This window comes from Streptomyces sp. NPDC012508 (genome assembly GCF_042902595.1).
In the GTDB taxonomy this organism is placed as follows: domain Bacteria; phylum Actinomycetota; class Actinomycetes; order Streptomycetales; family Streptomycetaceae; genus Streptomyces.
Window position 1 is genome coordinate 317,968 of the sequence record NZ_JBIBEO010000009.1, and the last position, 22,336, is coordinate 340,303.

Genomic DNA, 22,336 nt, shown 5'->3' on the forward strand with positions numbered 1-22,336 from the left:
GTGCCCCCTGGGCATCGTCCACAGGTTCCCGGCGGGCCTCGCCCGCCCTCAACAACGCGGATACAGGACCGCGCTGCACAACGCCAATCTAGGCGACCGGCCGCCCGGCTGTCCGCTCTCCGCGCGACCGAAGTTCAACGGTCACACGGTGTGTCACTTCTTGGCGACCGTGGCCTTCTCGATCGTCACGGCCGTCTTGGGCGCACCGTCCTTGGCGCCGCCCTCGACCCCGCCCTTCGCGACCTCCTCGACGACCTTCAGGCCGGCCGCGTCGATCTTCCCGAAGGGGGTGAACTGCGGAGGCAGCTTGGTGTCCTTGTAGACGAGGAAGAACTGGCTGCCGCCCGTGTTCGGCTGCATCGTGTTGGCCATCGCGACCGTCCCCGCGGGGAAGGTCACCGAGCCGTCCGCGCCGGCCTTGCCCAGCGCGTCCAGGTTCTCGTCCGGGATCGTGTAGCCGGGGCCGCCCGTACCGTCGCCCTTCGGGTCACCGCACTGGAGGACGAAGATGCCCTCGGTGGTGAGCCGGTGGCACTTCGTCCCGTCGAAGTACTTCTTGTCCGCGAGGTGCTTGAAGGAGTTCACCGTGTGCGGGGTCTTCGCCGCCTCCATGGTGATGCCGATGTCGCCCTCGTTCGTCTTCAGGGACATCGTGTACGTGGCCTTCTTGTCGATGGCCATCGTCGGCTCCGGCGCCTTCGGCTCGCTCGCCGAGGGCGTCGGCGTCGGGGCGTCGCTCGGCGTCGCGTTGTCGGCCGCTGCGGTGCTGCCGTCGTCGGTCAGCGCGACCGACGCGTACACCGCTCCGCCCGCGGCCAGCACGACGGCGAGCGAGGCCGCGATCACGGTGTTCCGGCGCCTGGCCTTCTGCTGCGCCTCCTGCCGCCGCTGCTGCTGACGCTCGTACTTCTCCCTGGCGAGCTGCCGCCGCCGCTGATCGCTGCTGACCACCGGGTCTGCTCCTTGTCGCTCGACTGTTCCTGCCCTGGCCTGGTGTGCCCGTACCGTATACGGGTTGGCTGTGGAATACGCAGCGCCGGTAGGCTCTGATCTGCCGCTTCCGCTCCGTCGCACCCCGTGCCGGACGACATTTAAGGACGATCGTGCTGATTGCCGGGTTCCCCGCCGGGGCCTGGGGGACCAACTGCTATCTGGTCGCCCCCGCCGCAGGCGAGGAGTGCGTGATCATCGACCCGGGCCACCAGGCCGCCCAGGGAGTCGAGGAGACGCTTCTGAAGCATCGGCTCAAGCCCGTCGCCGTGGTCCTCACCCATGGCCACATCGACCACGTCGCCTCCGTCGTCCCGGTCTGCGGCGCCCATGACGTACCCGCGTGGATCCACCCCGCCGACCGGTACATGATGAGCGACCCGGAGAAGGCCCTCGGCCGCTCCATCGGGATGCCGCTCATGGGCGAACTGACCGTGGGCGAGCCGGACGACGTGCACGAGCTCACCGACGGCGCGAAGCTGGACCTCGCCGGGATGGAGTTCTCCGTCGCCCATGCGCCCGGTCATACCAAGGGGTCGGTGACCTTCCAGATGCCGCAGACCACGGAGATCCCCTCCGTGTTCTTCTCGGGCGATCTGCTCTTCGCCGGCTCCATCGGACGCACCGACCTGCCCGGCGGTGACATGGACGAGATGCTCGAATCGCTGGCCCGCGTGTGCCTGCCGCTCGACAACTCGACCGTGGTGCTGTCGGGACACGGTCCCCAGACGACCATCGGCCAGGAGCGCGCCACCAACCCGTACCTCCGGGATGTGGCCGCCGGCCTCGGGAGCGCGAAGGCTCCCCGACGAGGAATGTGACGAGACTACGTTGAGCACCTTCAAGGCCCCCAAGGGCACGTACGACCTGATTCCGCCGTACTCCGCGAAGTACCTGGCGGTGCGGGACGCCATCTCCGGACCGCTGCGCAAGTCCGGCTACGGCTATATCGAGACGCCCGGCTTCGAGGACGTCAACCTCTTCGCGCGCGGTGTCGGCGAGTCCACCGACATCGTCACCAAGGAGATGTACACCCTCACGACCAAGGGCGGCTCCGAGCTGGCGCTGCGCCCCGAAGGCACCGCATCCGTGCTGCGCGCGGCCCTCGAGGCCAGCCTGCACAAGCAGGGCAACCTGCCGGTGAAGCTCTGGTACTCCGGCTCGTACTACCGCTACGAGCGCCCGCAGAAGGGCCGCTACAGGCACTTCTCCCAGGTCGGCGCCGAGGCGATCGGCGCCGAGGACCCGGCCCTCGACGCCGAGCTGATCATCCTGGCCGACGACGCGTACCGCTCGCTCGGCCTGCGGAACTTCCGCATCCTGCTGAACTCGCTCGGCGACAAGGAGTGCCGTCCCGTCTACCGGGAGGCGCTGCAGACGTTCCTGCGCGGGCTCGACCTCGACGAGGAGACGCTCCGCCGGGCCGAGATCAACCCGCTGCGGGTCCTCGACGACAAGCGCGAGTCCGTGCAGAAGCAGCTCGTCGGCGCACCGCTGCTGCGCGACTACCTGTGCGACGCGTGCAAGGCGTACCACGAGGAGGTGCGCGCGCTGATCACCGCGGCGGGCGTGGCCTTCGAGGACGACGCCAAGCTGGTGCGCGGTCTGGACTACTACACGCGGACGACCTTCGAGTTCGTCCACGACGGTCTGGGCTCGCAGTCCGCGGTCGGCGGCGGCGGTCGCTACGACGGCCTCTCGGAGATGATCGGCGGCCCCGTGCTTCCGTCGGTCGGCTGGGCGCTCGGCGTGGACCGTACGGTGCTGGCCCTGGAGGCCGAGGGCGTCGAGCTGGACATCCCGGCGGCGACCAGCGTCTTCGCCGTCGCGCTCGGCGACGAGGCGCGTCGTCTCCTGTTCGCGAAGGTCACCGAGCTCCGCAAGGCGGGCGTCGCGGCCGACTTCGCGTTCGGCGGCAAGGGCCTCAAGGGTGCGATGAAGGACGCCAACCGCTCGGGCGCCCGGTTCGCCGTCGTCGCGGGCGAGCGCGACCTGGCCGAGGGCGTCGTCCAGCTCAAGGACATGGAGTCCGGTGAGCAGGAGCCGGTGGCCCTGGACGCACTGGTCGACACCGTCCGGGCGAAGCTGGCCTGACCGGCACGAGGAAGACCTGGGGCCCGGACCGCTTCTCGCGGTCCGGGCCCGTCTCGTCCCTGCTCGTCCTTATGTCCACCGAACGGTGGGACGGGGCCCTCGTGCGGCAGAATGACCGTGGCCACAAGCCCGCGAGTGATGGATCGGGGATATGACAGACGCAGCGGTTGACGACTCGGCGCGCGGCACGATCGGTGCGAGCCGTGCCTTGGCCTGGCTGCTGGTGATCACCGGTGCCGCCGGTCTGCTCGCCGCGTGGGTCATCACGATCGACAAGTTCAAGCTCCTCGAGGACCCGAACTTCACCCCGGGCTGCAGCCTCAACCCGATCGTCTCCTGCGGCAACATCATGAAGAGCGACCAGGCCTCGGTCTTCGGCTTCCCGAACCCGATGCTCGGCCTCGTCACGTACGCGATGGTCATCGCGATCGGTGTGGGCCTCCTCGCGGGCGCCCGCTACCGCCGCTGGTACTGGCTCGGCCTCAACGCGGGCACGCTCTTCGGCGTCGGGTTCTGCACCTGGCTCATGCAGCAGTCGCTGTACGAGATCAACGCGCTCTGCCTGTGGTGCTGCCTGGCCTGGGTCGCCACGATCATCATGTTCTGGTACGTGACCTCGCACAACGTCCGCAACGGCGTCATCCCCGCCCCCCGGGGCCTGCGGACCTTCTTCGACGAGTTCACCTGGGTCCTGCCCGTCCTGCACATCGGGATCATCGGCATGCTGATCCTGACGCGCTGGTGGGACTTCTGGACCAGCTGACGGGCTGACGAGCCACGGAGCCGCCGAACGGCGCGCGGACCGGGCTGTCAGTGCACTGACTTAGGCTTCATGACGTGGAGCCCGACCTCTTTACCGCAGCCGCCGAAGAACGCCAGGAGAAGGACCCGTCCAGCAGCCCCCTGGCTGTACGGATGCGTCCGCGCACCCTGGACGAGGTGCTCGGCCAGCAGCACCTGCTCAAGCCGGGCTCGCCGCTGCGGCGGCTCGTCGGCGAGGGCGACGGAGGGCCTGCGGGCGCCTCGTCCGTGATCCTCTGGGGCCCGCCGGGCATCGGAAAGACGACCCTGGCGTACGTGGTCTCGAAGGCGACGAACAAGCGCTTCGTGGAGCTCTCCGCCATCACCGCGGGCGTCAAGGAGGTCCGGGCCGTCATCGAGGGCGCCCGGCGCGCGGCCGGCGGCTTCGGCAAGGAGACCGTGCTCTTCCTGGACGAGATCCACCGCTTCTCCAAGGCCCAGCAGGACTCGCTGCTCCCGGCGGTGGAGAACCGCTGGGTGACGCTCATCGCGGCGACGACCGAGAACCCGTACTTCTCGATCATCTCGCCCTTGCTCTCCCGCTCCCTGCTGCTCACGCTCGAACCGCTCACCGACGATGATCTGCGCGATCTGCTGAAGCGGGCCCTCACCGAGGACCGCGGACTCGGCGGCGCGGTCACCCTGCCCGAGGACGCCGAGGCGCATCTGCTGCGCATCGCCGGCGGCGACGCGCGGCGCGCGCTGACCGCCCTGGAGGCCGCCGCGGGCTCGGCCCTCGCCAAGGGGGAGCCGGAGATCACGCTCCAGACGGTCGAGGAGACCGTCGACCGGGCGGCGGTGACGTACGACCGGGACGGCGACCAGCACTACGACGTGGCCAGCGCGCTCATCAAGTCGATCCGCGGCTCCGACGTGGACGCGGCGCTGCACTATCTGGCGCGGATGATCGAGGCGGGGGAGGACCCCCGGTTCATCGCCCGCCGGCTGATGATCTCGGCCAGCGAGGACATCGGTCTGGCCGATCCGACCGCCCTGCCGTTGGCCGTCGCGGCCGCTCAGGCCGTCGCCATGATCGGTTTCCCCGAGGCTGCGCTGACCCTGAGCCATGCGACGATCGCTCTGGCCCTTGCCCCCAAGTCGAACGCGGCGACCACCGCGATCTTCGCGGCCCAGGCGGACGTGCGGAACGGCCTCGCGGGCCCGGTCCCGCCGCATCTGCGCGACGGCCACTACAAGGGCGCGGCCAAGCTGGGCCACGCCCAGGGGTACGTGTACCCGCACGACGTCCCGGGCGGCATCGCGGCCCAGCAGTACGCGCCGGACGAGGTCCGCGGAAAGCGCTACTACGAGCCGACGCGCTACGGCGCGGAGGCGCGGTACGCGGACGTGGTGGAGAAGGTACGGGAGCGGCTGCGCGGCGACGGCTGACGGCAGGACCCGGGTGTGTGCACGGGCCCTCCGGTCACCCGGTACACTCGTGCGGAGTGCTGCGTCCCGTGTCCGGCTTCGGCCGGCGCCACCAGAACGGGACAGGCAGCCGGAGCCCCGCCTCAGGCGGGATCTCCAGGAGTGTCGCGCACCTTCGAAGGTGTCGCGGGCAACCCATCACCTCCCCCGGTCCCGGGGAACAGGCGATGGGCCGTTCGCGTGCTGCACGTACGTGCCCAGACCAGGGAGCGGCTGCCCGACCGGTTCTCACGGACCGGATGGGTTTCCCCGGCTGCGGATGCGACCTCCTCTAACCCTGGTGAAGCCGTATTCGTACAGATAGAGAGGTTGGTTCATGCCGAACCAGTCCCGTCCCAAGGTCAAGAAGTCGCGTGCCCTCGGCATCGCGCTGACCCCGAAGGCCGTCAAGTACTTCGAGGCCCGCCCCTACCCGCCGGGCGAGCACGGCCGTGGCCGCAAGCAGAACTCGGACTACAAGGTCCGTCTGCTCGAGAAGCAGCGTCTGCGCGCCCAGTACGACATCTCCGAGCGTCAGATGGCCCGCGCGTACGACCGCGCCAAGAAGGCCGAGGGCAAGACGGGCGAGGCGCTGGTCGTCGAGCTCGAGCGTCGCCTCGACGCCCTGGTCCTGCGTTCGGGTATCGCCCGCACCATCTACCAGGCCCGCCAGATGGTCGTGCACGGTCACATCCAGGTCAACGGTGGCAAGGTCGACAAGCCGTCGTTCCGCGTCCGTCCCGACGACGTCGTGATGGTCCGCGAGCGCTCCCGCGAGAAGCCCCTGTTCCAGGTGGCCCGCGAGGGTGGCTTCGCCGCCGACGGTGAGACCCCGCGCTACCTGCAGGTCAACCTGAAGGCCCTGGCCTTCCGCCTCGACCGCGACCCGAACCGCAAGGAAATCCCGGTCATCTGCGACGAGCAGCTGGTCGTCGAGTACTACGCCCGCTGATCAAGCCGTCGTAGTACCACCCTCGCGGTGTTCAGCCCGCCGCTTCCCCGCTCTTACCAGTGGGGGAGCCGGCGGGCTTCCGCGTTCTCAGGGAACGCCGTACGGAACGGGCGCGGCGCCCGCGGGCCGGCGCCCCGCGTGGCCGGCCGGCGCACGCTCAGCGCCCGGTCCACCGCCGCGTCCAGCGAGAGCCCCTGGCCCTCCCGCACCGACGCCCCGTAACGCTCCGCGCCCAGGACCTCGCCCGCCTGACGCGCGCAGAGCGCCCGCGCCCCGTTGAAATGGCCCGAGCCGAAGAGCTGCAGACCCACCGAGTCCCACACCGGGAGCGCGGCACCCTGCAGCACGGCCGCCTCCGTGGGATCGCCCTCGCTCGCCGTCACCAGCGCGAGCAGCTCGATCGCAAGGACCAGCCCCACCAGATCGTGGAACATGTGGTTGATGCCGACGCACTCCGTCAGCAGCGTCCGCGCCTCCCGGTGATCGCCCCCGGTCCACGCCGCGTACGCCAGCACGTAGAGCGCGTACGCCTTGGTCCAGCGCTCGCCGCGCTCCTCGCAGATCTCCCGTACCTCCACGCAGAGCGCGACCGCCCCCTCCAGATCACCCTGGAAGACCCGGGCCAGTGCCAGCTCGACCTGGCCCATCAGCACATTGCTGTTCAGCTCGCCCAGCTCCCGGTAGGCGGCCAGGGCCCGGCCGATCAGCTCCTCCGCCCGCGGCATGTCGTCCGAGAGCAGCGCCAGACAGCCCATCCGATGCGTGGCGTATGCCTCCGCCAGGGGGTTGCCGACCGAGCGCGCCCGCTCCCCGCACTCGTGCAGCGCCGCCACCGCCGCCGTCGCGTCGCCCTGCAGGATCGCCACGTAGCCGAGCACCCACAGCGCCTTCAGCCGGGCGTCCTCGTGCTCCGAGTCGAGCGCCAGCGCCCGGTCCAGCCAGTGCCGGCCCTCGGCCAGACGCCCGCACCCCACCCACGCGAACCAGAGCGTCCCCGCCAGATGCTGCGCCAGATGCGCCTCGTCCGGCTGCTCCAGGCAGAGTTCGAGGGCCGCCCGCAGATTGGGGAGCGCCGCGTCCAGGCAGGCCGCGACCTCGGCCTGACGCGGACTGAACCACTCCAGCTCGCACCAGGTGGCCAGGCCCATGTACCAGTCGCGGTGCCGACGGCGCATGCGCTCGGTGTCGCCGAGCGCCGCCAGCCACTCCGCGCCGTAATCGGAGACCGTATCCAATATCCGATACCGCGGACCGGCGGCCGTGTCCTCCCGTACGACGAGCGACTGCGCGAGCAGACCGCCGAGCACATCCATCACCCGCTCCGGCGGAAGCTCCGGGCCGGCGCAGACGTACTCCACCGCCTCCAGGTCGAACGGCCCGGCGAAGACCGAGAGGCGCGCCCACAGCAACCGCTCCTCCGGGGTGCACAGCTCGTGGCTCCAGCCGATCGCCGTACGCAGCGTCTGATGCCGGGGGAGCGCGCCCCGCGCCCCGTCCGTGAGCAGCCGGAACCGGTCGCCGAGCCGCCGCAGCATCTGCTCCACGGTGAGGAGCGGCATCCGGGCGGCCGCCAGCTCCAGGGCCAGCGGAATCCCGTCGAGCCGCCGGCACAGCTCGCGTACCGCGCTCTCGTCGGCGGACGCCCCGCCGGCGTCGACGGCGGTACGGGCCGTTCCGGCCGTCCTGGCCGACGCGGCCGGGGCAGGCCCGCCCGAGGCCGCCGCCCGCTCCAGGAAGAGCGCCTCCGCGTCGTGCTCGTCCATCGGAGCGAGCGTGAACACGGCCTCCCCGTCGACGCGCAGCGGACGGCGGCCCACCGCGAGAACGGTGAGACCCGGGGCCTGCTCGAGCATCTGCCGTACCAAGGGGGCGCATTCTTCGACGAGGTGCTCGAATCCGTCCATCACCAGCAGCAGCCGGCGCTCCGCGAGATGGTCGGTCAGCGTCTCGACGGGGGTGCGCAGCGTGTGATCGGTCAGCCCCAGCGCCTCGGCCAGAGCGAAAGCCACCAGCTCCGGGTCGGGCAGCACCGAGAGGTCGGCGAGCCACACGCCGTCGGCGTAGCGTTTCTCCACCGCCCTGGCGGCCCTCAGGGCGAGCCGGGACTTGCCCACGCCCCCGACCCCGACGACGGTGACCAGGCGCGATTCGCCCAGGAGCCGGGTCAGTCGGTCCTGTTCTGCGGCCCGTCCGACGAAGATGTTCAGCTCCGTCGGGAGGTTGGTCCTTCGCATGGGACACGGAGCGTACTCATCCACACGCACTCCGTACAATCGGGTCGGTCGACTCCCCTCCTCGGAGCGCCCGTACCGCCCGTAATGAGGTACGGGGAAAGACCCCGGGCGCGATAGGGTCGGAGGACGACTTTTCGCAAGGGCCCAACGACAGCAGAGAGCGGTGCGGAGTGACCGGTGGAGAGGTTGCCGGGATTCTGGTGGCCGTGTTCTGGGCGATTCTCGTCTCCTTCCTCGCCGTGGTTCTGGTGAGGCTGGCGCAGACGCTCAAGGCGACCACCAAACTGGTGGCGGACGTGACCGAACAGGCCGTCCCGCTGCTCAGCGACGCCTCCGCGACCGTGCGGTCGGCGCAGACCCAGCTCGACCGCGTGGACGCGATCGCCTCGGACGTCCAGGAGGTCACCTCCAACGCCTCGGCGCTCTCCACCACCGTCGCCTCCACCTTCGGCGGCCCGCTCGTCAAGGTCGCGGCCTTCGGCTACGGAGTGCGCAGGGCCCTCGGCCGCGGCCGGGACCAGGCACCGCCCGCGCCCGCCCCCCGTACCGTCGTCGGTCGCACCGTGCCGTCCGCGCGGCGCAGGAAGCAGAAGGGCTGAGCCTCGATGTTCCGCCGTACGTTCTGGTTCACCGCAGGCGCAGCAGCCGGCGTGTGGGCCACCACCAAGGTCAACCGCAAGCTCAAGCAGCTGACCCCCGAGAGCCTCGCCGCGCAGGCGGCGAACAAGGCGATCGAGACCGGCCACCGGCTCAAGGACTTCGCCCTCGACGTCAGGTCGGGCATGGTCCAGCGCGAAGCCGAACTGGGCGAGGCGCTCGGCCTGGAGGCCTCCCCGGACGCACCGGCCGAGCGCGAACTGCCCGCGCCGCGCCGCAGGGCACCGCTCGACGCCACCCCGAACACCACCACCACGTATTCGTACCGAACGATGTCGTACAACCGGAATGAGGACCACTGATGGAGTCGGCTGAAATCCGCCGCCGCTGGCTGAGCTTCTTCGAGGAGCGCGGGCACACCGTCGTGCCTTCGGCGTCGCTCATCGCGGACGACCCGACTCTGCTTCTGGTCCCCGCCGGCATGGTTCCCTTCAAGCCGTACTTCCTCGGCGAGGTCAAGCCGCCGTTCTCGCGCGCCTCCAGCGTGCAGAAGTGCGTGCGTACGCCCGACATCGAAGAGGTCGGCAAGACCACCCGCCACGGCACGTTCTTCCAGATGTGCGGCAACTTCTCCTTCGGCGACTACTTCAAGGAAGGCGCCATCAAGCTCGCCTGGGAGCTGCTGACCACCTCGGTGGAGCACGGCGGCTACGGGCTGGAGCCGGAGAAGCTCTGGATCACCGTCTACCAGGAGGACGACGAGGCCGAGCAGATCTGGCGCGACGTCGTCGGCGTCCCCGCCGAGCGCATCCAGCGCCTCGGCAAGAAGGACAACTACTGGTCGATGGGCGTCCCCGGCCCCTGCGGCCCGTGCTCCGAGATCAACTACGACCGCGGCCCCGAGTTCGGCGTCGAGGGCGGCCCGGCCGTCAACGACGAGCGGTACGTGGAGATCTGGAACCTGGTCTTCATGCAGTACGAGCGCGGCGAGGGCTCCGGCAAGGAGGACTTCCCGATCCTCGGCGAGCTGCCGTCCAAGAACATCGACACCGGCCTCGGCCTCGAGCGCCTCGCGATGATCCTGCAGGGCGTACAGAACATGTACGAGACCGACACCCTCCAGGTCGTCATCGACAAGGCCACCGAACTCACCGGCGTGGCCTACGGCAAGGCCCACGACAGCGACGTCTCGCTGCGCGTGGTCGCCGACCACATGCGTACGTCCGTGATGCTCATCGGCGACGGTGTCACCCCGGGCAACGAAGGCCGCGGTTACGTGCTGCGCCGCATCATGCGCCGCGCCATCCGCAACATGCGCCTGCTCGGTGCCACGGGCGTCGTCGTCCAGGATCTCGTCGACGTGGTCATCGACACGATGGGCGAGCAGTACCCGGAGCTGATCAGCGACCGCAAGCGGATCGAGACCGTCGCCCTCGCCGAGGAGGCCCGCTTCCTCAAGACGCTCAACGCCGGCTCGAACGTGCTCGACGGCGCCGTCACCGAGACCAAGGCCTCCGGCGGCACCGTCCTCTCCGGCGACAAGGCCTTCCTGCTCCACGACACCTGGGGCTTCCCGATCGACCTCACCCTGGAGATCGCCGCCGAGCAGGGGCTCTCCGTGGACGAGGCCGGCTTCCGCCGCCTCATGCAGGAGCAGCGGGACAAGGCCAAGGCCGACGCCAAGGCCAAGAAGACCGGCCACGCCGACGTCGCCGCCTACCGCGAGATCGCCGACGGCAACGGCGCCACCGAGTTCACCGGCTACACCAACACCGAGGGCGAGTCCACGGTCGTCGGTCTGCTGGTCAACGGCGTCCCGTCGCCGGCCGCCTCCGAGGGCGACGAGGTCGAGGTCGTCCTCGACCGCACCCCGTTCTACGCCGAGGGCGGCGGCCAGCTCGCCGACCAGGGCCGGATCAAGCTGCACAGCGGCGCCGTCATCGAGATCCGTGACGTCCAGCAGCCGGTCCCCGGCGTCTCCGTGCACAAGGGCTCCGTCCAGGTCGGCGAGGTGACGGTCGGCTCCACCGCCTACGCCGCCATCGACGTCCGCCGCCGCCGGGCCATCGCCCGCGCCCACTCCGCCACGCACCTGACGCACCAGGCCCTGCGTGACGCCCTCGGCCCGACGGCCGCCCAGGCCGGTTCCGAGAACTCGCCCGGCCGCTTCCGCTTCGACTTCGGCTCGCCGAACGCCGTTCCCGGCACGGTCCTCATGGACGTCGAGCAGAAGATCAACGAGGTCCTCGCCCGCGAACTCGACGTGCACGCCGAGGTCATGGGGATCGACGAGGCCAAGCGCCAGGGCGCCATCGCCGAGTTCGGCGAGAAGTACGGCGAGAAGGTGCGCGTCGTCACCATCGGCGACTTCTCCAAGGAGCTGTGCGGCGGTACGCACGTCAAGAACACCGCCGCCCTCGGCCTGGTCAAGCTGCTCGGCGAGTCGTCGATCGGCAGTGGCGTGCGGCGTGTCGAGGCCCTCGTCGGTGTCGACGCGTACAACTTCCTCGCCCGTGAGCACACGGTCGTCGCCCAGCTCCAGGAGCTGGTCAAGGGCCGCCCCGAGGAGCTCCCGGAGAAGATCTCCTCCATGCTCGGCAAGCTGAAGGACGCCGAGAAGGAGATCGAGAAGTTCCGCGCCGAGAAGGTGCTCCAGGCCGCCGCCGGTCTGGTGGAGAGCGCCAAGGACGTGCGCGGTGTCGCGCTCGTCACCGGCCAGGTCCAGGACGGCACCTCCGCCGACGACCTGCGCAAGCTGGTCCTCGACGTCCGCGGCCGCATCCCGTCGGACCGCCCGGCCGTCGTGGCCCTGTTCACCACGGCCAACGGCCGCCCGCTGACCGTCATCGCCACCAACGAGGCCGCCCGCGAGCGCGGTCTCAAGGCCGGTGAGCTGGTCCGTACCGCCGCCAAGACCCTCGGTGGCGGCGGTGGCGGCAAGCCGGACGTCGCCCAGGGCGGCGGCCAGAACCCGGAGGCCGTCGGCGAGGCCATCGACGCCGTCGAGCGTCTCGTCGTGGAGACGGCGTGACGATGCGCCGCGGTCGTCGTCTCGCGATCGACGTCGGGGACGCCCGGATCGGGGTCGCCTCGTGCGACCCCGACGGGGTCCTCGCCACGCCGGTGGAGACCGTGCCGGGACGTGACGTCCCGGCCGCCCACCGGCGGCTGAGGCAGATCGTCGAGGAGTACGAACCGATCGAGGTCGTGGTCGGCCTCCCTCGCTCCCTCTCCGGGGGCGAGGGCCCGGCCGCGGCCAAGGTCCGGCGCTTCGCCGGAGAGCTGGCCAAGGGCATCGCCCCGTTGCCGGTCCGCCTGGTCGACGAGCGGATGACGACCGTGACGGCGACCCAGGGGCTGCGGGCGTCGGGCGTGAAGTCGAAGAAGGGGCGGTCCGTCATCGATCAGGCCGCCGCTGTGATCATCCTTCAGAACGCTCTTGAGTCCGAACGGGTATCAGGTAATCCGCCCGGCGAGGGCGTCGAAGTGGTCATCTGATCGCGATACGGTAACGTTCCGCGCGATGCGGCGTGTTCGAACACCTGCCGCACTACGTAGAGGCGGACCGTCCGGAAGCCTCGCGGCTGTTTGGGGATCGATGACTGAGTATGGCCGGGGCCCTGGCTCCGAACCGTGGCATCCCGAGGACCCGTTGTTCGGGGACCAGGGATGGGGAGGCCAGCCGCAGTACCCGCAGCAGGCGCAGCAGTACGGGCACCAGGACCCGTACGGTCAGGGTCAGGGGCAGGGCTACGACCCGCACTACCAGCAGCCGCACCAGCACCAGGGGCAGTACCAGCAGCAGGTGCAGCACCACCCGCAGCAGTACGTGGACCCCGCGGCGTACGGCGGATACGAGGGCCAGTCCGCGCAGGGCTACGACACGTCCGGATACCCCGCACAGCAGTACGACCCCACCTGGGAGACGGGCCAGGCGGCCATGCCGTACGGCGTGACTCCCGCCGATCCGTACGGCGGTCAGAACCCGGACCTCTACGGCACGCCCGAGGCGTACCCTCCGCCGCAGCCCCCGGGCCGGCGGCAGGCCCCGCCGGAGCCGGTCACGGACTGGGAGGCGGAGGCCGAGGCCGAGGAAGAGGAGCGGCACCCCTTCTTCACCGGTGAGGACGGCACCGACGACGACGGCTACGACGACGAGCCGGCCGAGAAGCGGTCGTCGCGGGGCGGGCGCGACCGCCGTGGCGGCAAGGGCAAGAAGAGCAAGAACGGTGTCGCGTGCCTGGTCGTCGCGCTCGTCCTCGTGGGCGGCGTCGGCGGCATCGGCTACTTCGGCTACCAGTTCTGGCAGGGCCAGTTCGGCGCCGCACCCGACTTCGCGGGTGAGGGCAGCGGCGAGGTCCAGGTGGAGATCCCCAAGTCCGCCGGCGGATACGAGATCGGCAACATCCTCAAGAAGGCCGGGGTCGTCAAGAGCGTCGACGCCTTCGTGTCGGCGCAGGGCAAGAACCCCAAGGGTCTTTCGATCCAGGCAGGCGTCTACACGCTGAGGAAGGAGATGTCGGCGGAGAGCGCCGTCACCCTGATGCTCAGCCCGGCGAGCCAGGCGAACTTCGTCATCCCCGAGGGCAAGCGGAACGTCTGGGTCTACGAGCAGATCGACAAGAAGCTCGATCTCAAGGCGGGTACGACCCAGGGCGTCGCCAAGGCGAAGGCCGGCGACCTCGGCCTGCCCGAGTGGGCGACCAACCACAAGGAGCTCAAGGACCCGCTCGAAGGCTTCCTGTTCCCAGCGAGCTACCCCGTGGCCAAGGGCAACAAGCCCGAGGACGTCCTGCGCAAGATGGTCGCCCGCTCCAACGAGGAGTACGCCAAGTACGACCTGGAGGCCAAGGCGAAGCAGCTCGGGGTCGACAGCCCGTGGCAGCTCATCACCATCGCGAGCCTCGTCCAGGCCGAGGGCACCTCGCACGACGACTTCCGCAAGATGGCCGAGGTCGTCTACAACCGGCTCAAGCCGAGCAACCCGCAGACCTACGGCAAGCTCGAGTTCGACTCGACGTACAACTACATCAAGAACCAGAGCAAGATCGACCTCACCCTTGAAGAGCTGCGAAAGTACGACAACGTCTACAACACGTACTTCTACAAGGGCCTGCCGCCCGGTCCGATCGGAAACCCGGGCAACGAGGCGCTGAAGGGCGTGGTGAACCCGACGAGCGAGGGCTGGTACTACTTCATCTCGCTCGACGGCAAGACGTCCCGGTTCACCAAGACGAACGCCGACCACCAGAAGCTCGTCGAAGAATTCAACAAGTCAAGGAAGAACTGATGCCGTCAACGCGGCGTGCGGCCGTCCTGGGCTCGCCGATCGCGCACTCGCTCTCCCCGGTGCTGCACCGGGCGGCCTACGCCGCGCTCGGCCTCGACACCTGGACGTACGACCGGTTCGAGGTCGACGAGGCCGGGCTTCCCGGCTTCGTCGAGGGGCTGGACGAGTCCTGGGCCGGGCTCTCCCTCACCATGCCGCTGAAGCGGGCGATCATCCCGCTGCTCGACGCGATCAGTGACACGGCCGCCTCGGTCGAGGCTGTGAACACGGTCGTCCTCACCGAGGACGGCCGCCGTGTCGGCGACAACACCGACATCCCCGGCCTGGTCGCGGCCCTGCGCGAGCGGGGCGTCGAGAAGGTCGACTCCGCGGCGATCCTCGGGGCCGGCGCCACCGCCTCCTCCGCCCTCGCCGCCCTGTCGCGGATCTGTGCGGGTCCGGTCACCGCGTACGTACGGAGCGAGGCGCGGGCCGAGGAGATGCGCGGCTGGGGCGAACGGCTCGGCGTGGACGTGCGTACCGCCGACTGGGCGCACGCGGACCGGGCGTTCGCCGCCCCGCTCGTCATCGCCACCACCCCGGCCGGCGCCACCGACGCGCTCGCGGCCGAGGTCCCGGACGCCCCCGGCACGCTCTTCGACGTGCTGTACCACCCGTGGCCGACACCGCTCGCCGCCGCCTGGTCGGAGCGCGGGGGCGCGGTCCTCGGCGGCCTCGACCTCCTCGTCCACCAGGCCGTTCTCCAGGTCGAGCAGATGACAGGCGTCGCCGAGGCACCGCTGGCCGCGATGCGCGCAGCCGGTGAGAGGGCTCTGGCAGCCACGTGAACGGTACGGAGACGCTCGCCGCGGACTGGGCGAGCTCGCTCTTCAAGCTGGTCGTGAACCTGCTGCCCGAATGGGCGGAGGACACTGTCGTCACCCTCGGGCTGACCTTCCTCGTGGTGGAGGGCGGGCGCCGGCTGTGGCGCGCCGTCCGCGCCCCTGGCCCCTCGGCCTGACGCCGTGACCCCCGCGATCTGACGTTCTTCGCGTCCGACAGCTGGACCGACGGCCAGGTTCGACCCCCGGACGTGGGAGGATCGGGGGTGGCGGGCCAGGGCCGCGCACCCGGTCGCGCCACAGCAGTTCCAGGCGCGAGCATGAGGAGCATCGTTGAGCAGGTTGCGCTGGCTGACAGCCGGAGAGTCGCACGGTCCCGCGCTGGTCGCGACGCTGGAGGGTCTTCCCGCCGGTGTCCCGGTCACGACGGAGCTGGTGGCGGACCACCTCGCGCGGCGGCGTCTCGGCTATGGGCGCGGTGCGCGGATGAAGTTCGAGCAGGACGAGATCACGTTCCTCGGTGGGGTCCGGCACGGTCTTTCGCTGGGCTCTCCGATCGCCGTCATGGTGGGCAACACGGAGTGGCCGAAGTGGGAGAAGGTCATGTCGGCCGACCCCGTCGACCCCGCCGAGCTGAAGGAGACCGGCCGCAACGCGCCGCTGACCCGGCCGCGCCCGGGTCACGCCGACCTCGCCGGCATGCAGAAGTACGGGTTCGACGAGGCCCGGCCGATCCTGGAGCGCGCCAGCGCCCGTGAGACCGCCGCCCGAGTCGCCCTCGGCGCCGTCGCCCGCTCCTTCCTCAAGGAGGCCGCGGGCATCGAGATCGTCTCGCACGTGGTGGAGCTGGCCGCGGCCAAGGCTCCGTACGGCGTGTACCCGACCCCCGCCGACGTCGAGAAGCTCGACGCCGACCCGGTCCGCTGCCTGGACGCGGACGCGTCGAAGGCGATGGTCGCGGAGATCGACCAGGCCCACAAGGACGGCGACACCCTGGGCGGCGTGGTCGAGGTCCTCGCCTACGGCGTCCCGGTCGGGCTCGGTTCGCACGTGCACTGGGACCGACGGCTGGATGCCCGGCTCGCTGCCGCGCTCATGGGCATCCAGGCGATCAAGGGCGTCGAGGTCGGTGACGGCTTCGAGCTCGCCCGCGTACCGGGCTCGCAGGCCCACGACGAGATCGTGCGCACCGAGGACGGCATCAAGCGCACTTCCGGCCGCTCCGGCGGTACGGAAGGCGGCCTGACCACCGGTGAGCTGCTGCGCGTCCGCGCCGCGATGAAGCCGATCGCGACCGTCCCGCGCGCGCTCGCCACGATCGACGTGGCGACGGGCGAGGCCGCTCAGGCCCACCACCAGCGCTCCGACGTCTGCGCCGTCCCGGCTGCCGGGATCGTCGCCGAGGCGATGGTCGCGCTCGTCCTCGCGGACGCGGTGGTCGAGAAGTTCGGCGGCGACAGCGTTCCGGAGACCCGCCGGAACGTCCAGTCGTACCTCGACAACCTCCAGATCCGGTGACCGCACCCCTGATCGTCCTGGTCGGGCCCATGGGCTCCGGCAAGTCCACGGTGGGCGCGCTGCTCGCCGAGAGGCTCGATGTGCCCTACCGGGACACCGACGCGGACATCGTCGCCGCCCAGGGCCGTGAGATCGCGGACATCTTCATCGAAGACGGCGAGGAGCACTTCCGCGCCCTGGAGCGGGAAGCCGTGAGCACCGCCGTCGCCGAGCACGAGGGTGTCCTCGCGCTCGGCGGCGGCGCCGTCCTCGACGCCGGCACCCGCGAACTCCTCAGCGGACTGCCCGTCGTCTATCTCTCGATGGACGTCGAGGAGGCCGTACGACGCGTCGGCCTCAACACCGCGCGGCCGCTGCTCGCCGTCAACCCGCGCCGCCAGTGGCGCGAGCTGATGGAGGCGCGCCGCCACCTCTACACCGAAGTCGCCCGGGTCGTCGTCGCCACCGACGACCGCACACCCGACGAGGTCGCGGACGCGGTCCTCGACGCTCTGGAGCTGAAGAAGGACGTATGACGGACCAGGAAGTGACCCGTATCCAGGTCGGGGGTTCGGCGGGTACGGATCCGTACGAGGTGCTGGTCGGGCGGCAGCTGCTCGCCGAGCTGCCCACGCTGATCGGGCGGAAGGCCAAGCGCGTCGCGGTGATCCACCCCGAGGCGCTGGCCGAGACGGGTGAGGCCCTGCGTGCCGACCTCGCCGACCAGGGCTTCGAGGCCGTGGCCATCCAGGTGCCGAACGCGGAGGAGGCCAAGACCGCCGAGGTCGCCGCCTACTGCTGGAAGGCGCTGGGGCAGACCGGCTTCACCCGTACCGACGTGATCGTGGGTGTGGGCGGAGGGGCGACGACCGATCTGGCCGGCTTCGTGGCCGCGACCTGGCTGCGCGGGGTCCGCTGGATCGCCGTGCCGACCACGGTGCTGGCGATGGTGGACGCTGCCGTCGGCGGGAAGACCGGTATCAACACCGCCGAGGGCAAGAACCTCGTCGGCGCCTTCCATCCGCCGGCGGGTGTGCTGTGTGATCTGGCGGCGCTGGAGTCGCTGCCCGTCCACGACTACGTCAGCGGTATGGCGGAGATCATCAAGGCCGGTTTCATCGCCGATCCGGTGATCCTCGACCTGGTCGAGGCCGACCCGCAGGGGGCCAGGTCGCCGGGCGGGCCGCACACGGCCGAGCTGATCGTCCGCTCGATCCGGGTCAAGGCCGAGGTGGTCTCCGGTGACCTGAAGGAGTCGGGCCGCCGGGAGATCCTCAACTACGGCCACACCCTGGCCCACGCGATCGAGAAGAACGAGCGCTACAAGTGGCGTCATGGCGCGGCCGTCTCGGTGGGAATGGTGTTCGCGGCGGAGCTGGGCCGGCTGGCCGGGCGTCTGGACGACGCGACCGCCGACCGGCACCGCACGGTCCTGGAGTCGGTCGGTCTGCCGCTGACCTACCGCGGTGACCAGTGGCCCAAGCTGCTCGAGGCGATGAAGGTCGACAAGAAGTCCCGGGGCGACCTGCTCCGGTTCATCGTCCTGGACGGCCTGGGCAAGCCCACCGTCCTCGAAGGCCCCGACCCCGCCGTCCTCGTCGCCGCCTACGGCGAGGTGTCCGCGTGAGCGAACGCCGGCACGTCCTCGTCCTGAACGGCCCGAACCTGGGCCGGCTGGGCTCCCGCGAGCCCGACATCTACGGCGCCACGTCGTACAAGGGCCTGGTGGAGTCCTGCAAGACCCTCGGAGAGCAGCTCGGCTTCGACGTGGAGGTCCGGGAGACCAACGACGAGGGCGAGATGATCCGCTGGCTCCACGACGCCGCGGACCGTTCGATTCCGGTCGTTCTCAACCCGGGCGCGTTCACGCACTACTCGTACGGGATGCGCGACGCGGCCGCCCAGCGGACCGCGCCGCTGATCGAGGTGCACATCTCGAACCCGTACACCCGTGAGGAGTTCCGGCACACGTCGGTCGTCGCCGCGGTGGCGACCGGGACCGTCGCCGGGTTCGGCATCGGCTCCTACCGGCTGGCCCTGCGGGCGCTGGCCGAGGAGTTGGCCGGCTGACGAACCCGCCGGCCGACGTGGCAGGCAGGGCACCCTTGACCGCCCCCGGCCGTTCCCCCTGTGGGGGCCGGGGGCGGTAACGTACCCGGAAGTATCGGCCGTACGAGACGGAGTGGCACCGGATGCAGCACGCAGTGGGGGCTCCGTTGCCGCCCGACCCCTCGGGGTGGACGCCCGGCGCCGGCCGGCCCTCCATACCGCCCGTGCCCCCCGCACCGCAGGGCGGCCACCCGGCACCGCAGGGCGGCCACCCGGCACCGCAGGGCGGCCACCCGGCACCGCAGGGCGGCCACCCCGCACCGCAGGGCGGCCACCCCGCACCGCAGGGCGGCCACCCGGCACCGCAGCCGCACACGCACCCGCAGTCCCACACGCACCCTCAGCCCCCCGGACAGCCGCACGCCGCGCCGCCGGGGCCGCCCGGACCCCCGGCCGGACCTCCCGCACCGCCCCCGGTCCCGCAGGCCCCCGGCGCAGCCGCCCCGTACTCCGCGCCGCAGGCCCCGGGCTGGGGCTCCGGGGGCGGTCCTGCGCACCCCGTACAGCCCGGTGCCGCGCCGCGCGACGTCACCGGACACGTACCGCTGCCGCCCGTCGCGTTGCCCGCGGCGCCGCCCGCCGAGCCCGGCACCGGCACCGCGACCCTCGCCGTGCTGCTGATCGGCCCCGCGGGCGCCGGCAAGACGACCGTCGCCCGTCACTGGGCGCAGAGCCGACGCGTGCCCACCGCCCACATCAGCCTCGACGACGTCCGCGAATGGGTCTGCTCCGGTTTCGCCGACCCGCAGTCGGGCTGGAACGAGCACTCCGAGGCCCAGTACCGCCTGGCCCGCCGCACCTGTGGCTTCGCGGCCCGCAACTTCCTGGCCAACGGGATCTCCTGCATCCTCGACGACGCCGTCTTCCCCGACCGTCCCGTCGTCGGCCTCGGCGGCTGGAAGCGGCACGTCGGCCCGGGGCTGCTTCCGGTCGTTCTGCTGCCCGGTCTGGAGATCGTCCTGGAGCGGAACGCCGAGCGCAGCGGCAACCGGCGCCTGTCGGACGAGGAGGTCGCGTCGATACACGGCCGGATGGCCGGCTGGTACGGATCCGGCCTGCCGATCATCGACAACTCCACCTACGACGTCGAGACCACCGCCCGGGTCCTCGACGAGGTCCTGGCGCGTTCGATCGCGAGCCCGCCCGCCTGGTGACGGCCCGAAGCGGCCGCCGGTGGCCCGGTCGGCCGCGCTGAGCGGGCCGGGACGCCCGCCTCCTCGTAGGCTCGGAGCATGTCAGAGGTGTATGCGGACCGCCGTGCGCGGCTGCGCGACCGGTGCGCGGCAGCCGGCAGCCCGGCGGCCCTGGTCTCCCGTCCCGCAAACGTCCGCTATCTCGCGGGCGGTTCGCCCCCCGGCGCCGTACTCCTGCTCGGCCCGGACAAGGACGTGCTGCTCTGCCCCACCGCGCCGGGCGCCGATCCGGCCGACGGGCGGCTCGACGAGCTGCTCCTCCAGACGGTGCTGCCCGCAGCCGGCGGGGATCCGGCGGTCGCCGCCGTCGGCATCGCCGCCAAGGCCCACGCTGAGGCCCTCGCCGTCGAGGAGCACCATCTGACCGTGGCCCGTCACCGTGCGATGGGTTCGGTCGCGCCCCAGCTCCGGCTCGCCGATCTCGGCGGAGCCGTCGAGCAGCTGAGGATCGTGAAGGACGAGGACGAGATCGCCTGCCTGCGGATCGCCGCCGAGATCGCCGACCAGGCGCTGGGGGAGCTCCTCGAATCCATCCTCGTGGGGCGGACCGAGCGCCATCTCGCCCTGGAGCTGGAGCGCCGGCTCGTCGATCACGGCGCGGACGGCGCCGCCTTCCCGACCTCCGTGGGCACCGGCCCGAACTCCGGGCGCGGCGGCCACAAACCCTCCGACCGCCGGGTCGAGGAGGGAGATTTCCTCTCTGTCTGCCTCGGCGCCAACTACCGCGGCTACCGTTGCGAGATCGGCCGTACGTTCGTCATCGGCACGACGCCCGCGGACTGGCAGATCGAGCTGTACGACCTCGTCTTCGCCGCTCAGCGGGCCGGACGGGAGTCTCTCGCCCCCGGCACCGAGTTCCGCGACGTGGACCGCGCGGCCCGCCAGATCCTGGACGCGGCGGGGCACGGCGAGGCGGTTCCGCCGGTCACCGGGCACGGTGTCGGTCTCGAAATCGACGAGGACCCGCAGCTCGCACCCGCGGCCATGGGTAAACTGGACGCTTGTGTGCCGGTCACCGTCGAACCGGGGGTCCACCTCCCGGGCCGGGGCGGGGTCCGGATCGATGACACGCTCGTCGTGCGCCAGGAGGCGGACGGCGGACCCGAGCTACTCACCATTACGACCAAGGAGCTGCTCGCGCTGTAGGGCGCGTACGCCTCCCTGGTCCCACGTCAGTCCAGGAGATTCCGCAACCGTGGCTTCCACGAACGACCTCAAGAACGGCATGGTGCTCAAGCTCGACGGGGACCAGCTCTGGTCCGTCGTCGAGTTCCAGCACGTCAAGCCCGGCAAGGGCCCGGCCTTCGTGCGCACCAAGCTCAAGAACGTGCTCTCCGGCAAGGTGGTCGACAAGACCTTCAACGCCGGTGTGAAGGTCGAGACGGCCACCATCGACCGCCGCGACATGCAGTTCTCGTACATGGACGGCGACTACTTCGTCTTCATGGACATGCAGACCTTCGACCAGCTGCACGTCGACCGCAAGGCCGTCGGCGACGCCGCCAACTTCCTGATCGAGGGCTTCACCGCCTCGGTCGCGCAGCACGAGGGCGCGGTGCTCTACGTCGAGCTCCCCGCCGCCGTCGAGCTGACGATCGAGCACACCGACCCGGGCGTCCAGGGCGACCGCTCCACCGGCGGCACCAAGCCGGCCAAGCTGGAGACCGGTCACGAGATCCAGGTGCCCCTCTTCATCACCACCGGTGAGAAGATCAAGGTCGACACCCGCACGAGCGACTACCTCGGCCGGGTGAACAGCTAACCGTGGCTGCCCGCAGCAAGGCCCGTAAGCGCGCCTTCCAGATCCTCTTCGAGGCCGACCAGCGCGGTGCGTCCGTGCAGCAGGTCCTCGCGGACTGGGTCCGGCACGCACGGTCCGACGACCGTCAGCCGCCGGTCAACGAGTTCACGATGGTGCTGGTCGAGGGGTACGCGGACCACGCGAACCGGATCGACGAGCTCATCGCCACCTACGCGGTGGACTGGGACCTGGACCGGATGCCGGTCGCCGACCGGAACATCGTGCGCCTCGGTGCGTACGAGCTGATCTGGCTGGACGAGACCCCGGACGCCGTGGCGATCGACGAGGCGGTGCAGCTCGCCAAGGAGTTCTCCACGGACGAGTCGCCGACCTTCGTCAACGGCCTTCTGGCCCGCTTCAAGGACCTGAAGCCGCGCCTGCGCCGGGACGCCTGAGAAAGGCCTCCGGCAGTCGAAGGGGCCCGCAGCACACCGTGCTGCGGGCCCCTTCGGCGTATCCCGGGCCTCCGGAGCGTCGGAACCGACGTTCCGGGGCCTCCGGAGACAGAGAAACCGCCGGGGTGCGGAAGGCCCTCTCAGGCCTTCGATCG

22 protein-coding genes are annotated in these 22,336 nt (G+C 70.8%); 20 read left to right on the top strand and 2 right to left on the bottom strand.

What is annotated here, in order from left to right; genetic code table 11:
• Window positions 1–153 precede the first annotated feature (153 nt).
• Entirely contained in the window at window positions 154–951 is a 798-nt protein-coding gene (locus ACFY8U_RS29510; protein ID WP_389575332.1) for a peptidylprolyl isomerase, read from the bottom strand.
• 152 nt (window positions 952–1,103) lie between these two features.
• Here ACFY8U_RS29510 and ACFY8U_RS29515 point away from each other — a divergent pair, with 152 nt between their 5' ends.
• The 5 genes from ACFY8U_RS29515 to rpsD all read left to right on the top strand — a co-directional run bounded on the left by ACFY8U_RS29515 (window position 1,104) and on the right by rpsD (window position 6,244).
• Window positions 1,104–1,811: an MBL fold metallo-hydrolase gene (locus tag ACFY8U_RS29515; protein WP_361609286.1), complete on the top strand. Its 708-nt coding sequence runs from the start codon at window positions 1,104–1,106 to the stop codon at window positions 1,809–1,811.
• 10 nt (window positions 1,812–1,821) lie between these two features.
• On the top strand, window positions 1,822–3,084 hold the full coding sequence (hisS, locus tag ACFY8U_RS29520; protein ID WP_361438755.1) for a histidine--tRNA ligase: 1,263 nt from the start codon (window positions 1,822–1,824) through the stop codon (window positions 3,082–3,084).
• Window positions 3,085–3,235: 151 nt separating this feature from the next.
• A complete protein-coding gene (locus tag ACFY8U_RS29525) occupies window positions 3,236–3,847 on the top strand; it encodes a vitamin K epoxide reductase family protein (RefSeq protein ID WP_389575333.1) in 612 nt (203 codons plus the stop codon).
• A gap of 74 nt (window positions 3,848–3,921) precedes the next feature.
• On the top strand, window positions 3,922–5,274 hold the full coding sequence (locus ACFY8U_RS29530) for a replication-associated recombination protein A (RefSeq protein WP_361609282.1): 1,353 nt from the start codon (window positions 3,922–3,924) through the stop codon (window positions 5,272–5,274).
• Window positions 5,275–5,629: 355 nt separating this feature from the next.
• A complete protein-coding gene (gene rpsD / locus ACFY8U_RS29535; protein ID WP_158985446.1) occupies window positions 5,630–6,244 on the top strand; it encodes a 30S ribosomal protein S4 in 615 nt (204 codons plus the stop codon).
• A gap of 53 nt (window positions 6,245–6,297) precedes the next feature.
• On the opposite strand, the gene ACFY8U_RS29540 is transcribed toward rpsD, so the two are convergent.
• Complete coding sequence (locus tag ACFY8U_RS29540) at window positions 6,298–8,478, bottom strand: ATP-binding protein (protein WP_389575334.1); 2,181 nt, start codon at window positions 8,476–8,478, stop codon at window positions 6,298–6,300.
• Between the two features lie 170 nt (window positions 8,479–8,648).
• Between ACFY8U_RS29540 and ACFY8U_RS29545 the strand changes: the two genes are divergently transcribed.
• The 15 genes from ACFY8U_RS29545 to nusB all read left to right on the top strand — a co-directional run bounded on the left by ACFY8U_RS29545 (window position 8,649) and on the right by nusB (window position 22,181).
• A complete protein-coding gene (locus ACFY8U_RS29545; RefSeq protein WP_352186545.1) occupies window positions 8,649–9,077 on the top strand; it encodes a DUF948 domain-containing protein in 429 nt (142 codons plus the stop codon).
• A gap of 6 nt (window positions 9,078–9,083) precedes the next feature.
• Window positions 9,084–9,437, top strand: a complete 354-nt coding sequence (locus tag ACFY8U_RS29550) for a DUF6167 family protein (protein ID WP_389575335.1) — start codon at window positions 9,084–9,086, stop codon at window positions 9,435–9,437.
• Window positions 9,437–12,106 (top strand): alanine--tRNA ligase, encoded by a 2,670-nt coding sequence (alaS, locus tag ACFY8U_RS29555; protein WP_361438743.1) that lies wholly within the window; start codon window positions 9,437–9,439, stop codon window positions 12,104–12,106. Before ACFY8U_RS29550 ends, alaS begins: the two co-directional genes overlap by 1 nt.
• Before the next feature lie 2 nt (window positions 12,107–12,108).
• Entirely contained in the window at window positions 12,109–12,573 is a 465-nt protein-coding gene (gene ruvX, locus ACFY8U_RS29560) for a Holliday junction resolvase RuvX (RefSeq protein WP_361439319.1), read from the top strand.
• Window positions 12,574–12,673: 100 nt separating this feature from the next.
• Entirely contained in the window at window positions 12,674–14,365 is a 1,692-nt protein-coding gene (gene mltG / locus ACFY8U_RS29565; protein ID WP_389575336.1) for an endolytic transglycosylase MltG, read from the top strand.
• A complete protein-coding gene (locus ACFY8U_RS29570) occupies window positions 14,365–15,192 on the top strand; it encodes a shikimate dehydrogenase (protein ID WP_389575337.1) in 828 nt (275 codons plus the stop codon). Before mltG ends, ACFY8U_RS29570 begins: the two co-directional genes overlap by 1 nt.
• Entirely contained in the window at window positions 15,189–15,365 is a 177-nt protein-coding gene (locus ACFY8U_RS29575; RefSeq protein ID WP_389575338.1) for a hypothetical protein, read from the top strand. The genes ACFY8U_RS29570 and ACFY8U_RS29575 overlap by 4 nt, the downstream gene beginning before the upstream one ends.
• Before the next feature lie 154 nt (window positions 15,366–15,519).
• Window positions 15,520–16,704, top strand: coding sequence for a chorismate synthase (gene aroC, locus ACFY8U_RS29580; protein WP_389571480.1), 1,185 nt, complete (start codon window positions 15,520–15,522; stop codon window positions 16,702–16,704).
• Window positions 16,701–17,219: a shikimate kinase gene (locus ACFY8U_RS29585; RefSeq protein WP_389575339.1), complete on the top strand. Its 519-nt coding sequence runs from the start codon at window positions 16,701–16,703 to the stop codon at window positions 17,217–17,219. Before aroC ends, ACFY8U_RS29585 begins: the two co-directional genes overlap by 4 nt.
• The gene (gene aroB / locus ACFY8U_RS29590) at window positions 17,216–18,310 is read left to right on the top strand and encodes a 3-dehydroquinate synthase (protein ID WP_361649534.1); all 1,095 of its coding nucleotides are present in this window, start codon (window positions 17,216–17,218) and stop codon (window positions 18,308–18,310) included. The genes ACFY8U_RS29585 and aroB overlap by 4 nt, the downstream gene beginning before the upstream one ends.
• The gene (aroQ, locus tag ACFY8U_RS29595) at window positions 18,307–18,753 is read left to right on the top strand and encodes a type II 3-dehydroquinate dehydratase (RefSeq protein WP_361609744.1); all 447 of its coding nucleotides are present in this window, start codon (window positions 18,307–18,309) and stop codon (window positions 18,751–18,753) included. The genes aroB and aroQ overlap by 4 nt, the downstream gene beginning before the upstream one ends.
• A gap of 122 nt (window positions 18,754–18,875) precedes the next feature.
• Window positions 18,876–19,946 carry an AAA family ATPase gene (locus ACFY8U_RS29600; RefSeq protein ID WP_389575340.1) on the top strand — a complete coding sequence of 357 codons (1,071 nt, stop codon included), beginning with the start codon at window positions 18,876–18,878 and terminating at the stop codon, window positions 19,944–19,946.
• Between the two features lie 78 nt (window positions 19,947–20,024).
• Entirely contained in the window at window positions 20,025–21,131 is a 1,107-nt protein-coding gene (locus ACFY8U_RS29605) for a M24 family metallopeptidase (RefSeq protein WP_389575341.1), read from the top strand.
• A gap of 49 nt (window positions 21,132–21,180) precedes the next feature.
• Window positions 21,181–21,747 (top strand): elongation factor P, encoded by a 567-nt coding sequence (gene efp, locus ACFY8U_RS29610; RefSeq protein WP_361445999.1) that lies wholly within the window; start codon window positions 21,181–21,183, stop codon window positions 21,745–21,747.
• 2 nt (window positions 21,748–21,749) lie between these two features.
• Window positions 21,750–22,181, top strand: a complete 432-nt coding sequence (nusB, locus tag ACFY8U_RS29615) for a transcription antitermination factor NusB (RefSeq protein WP_352186558.1) — start codon at window positions 21,750–21,752, stop codon at window positions 22,179–22,181.
• Window positions 22,182–22,336 lie beyond the last annotated feature (155 nt).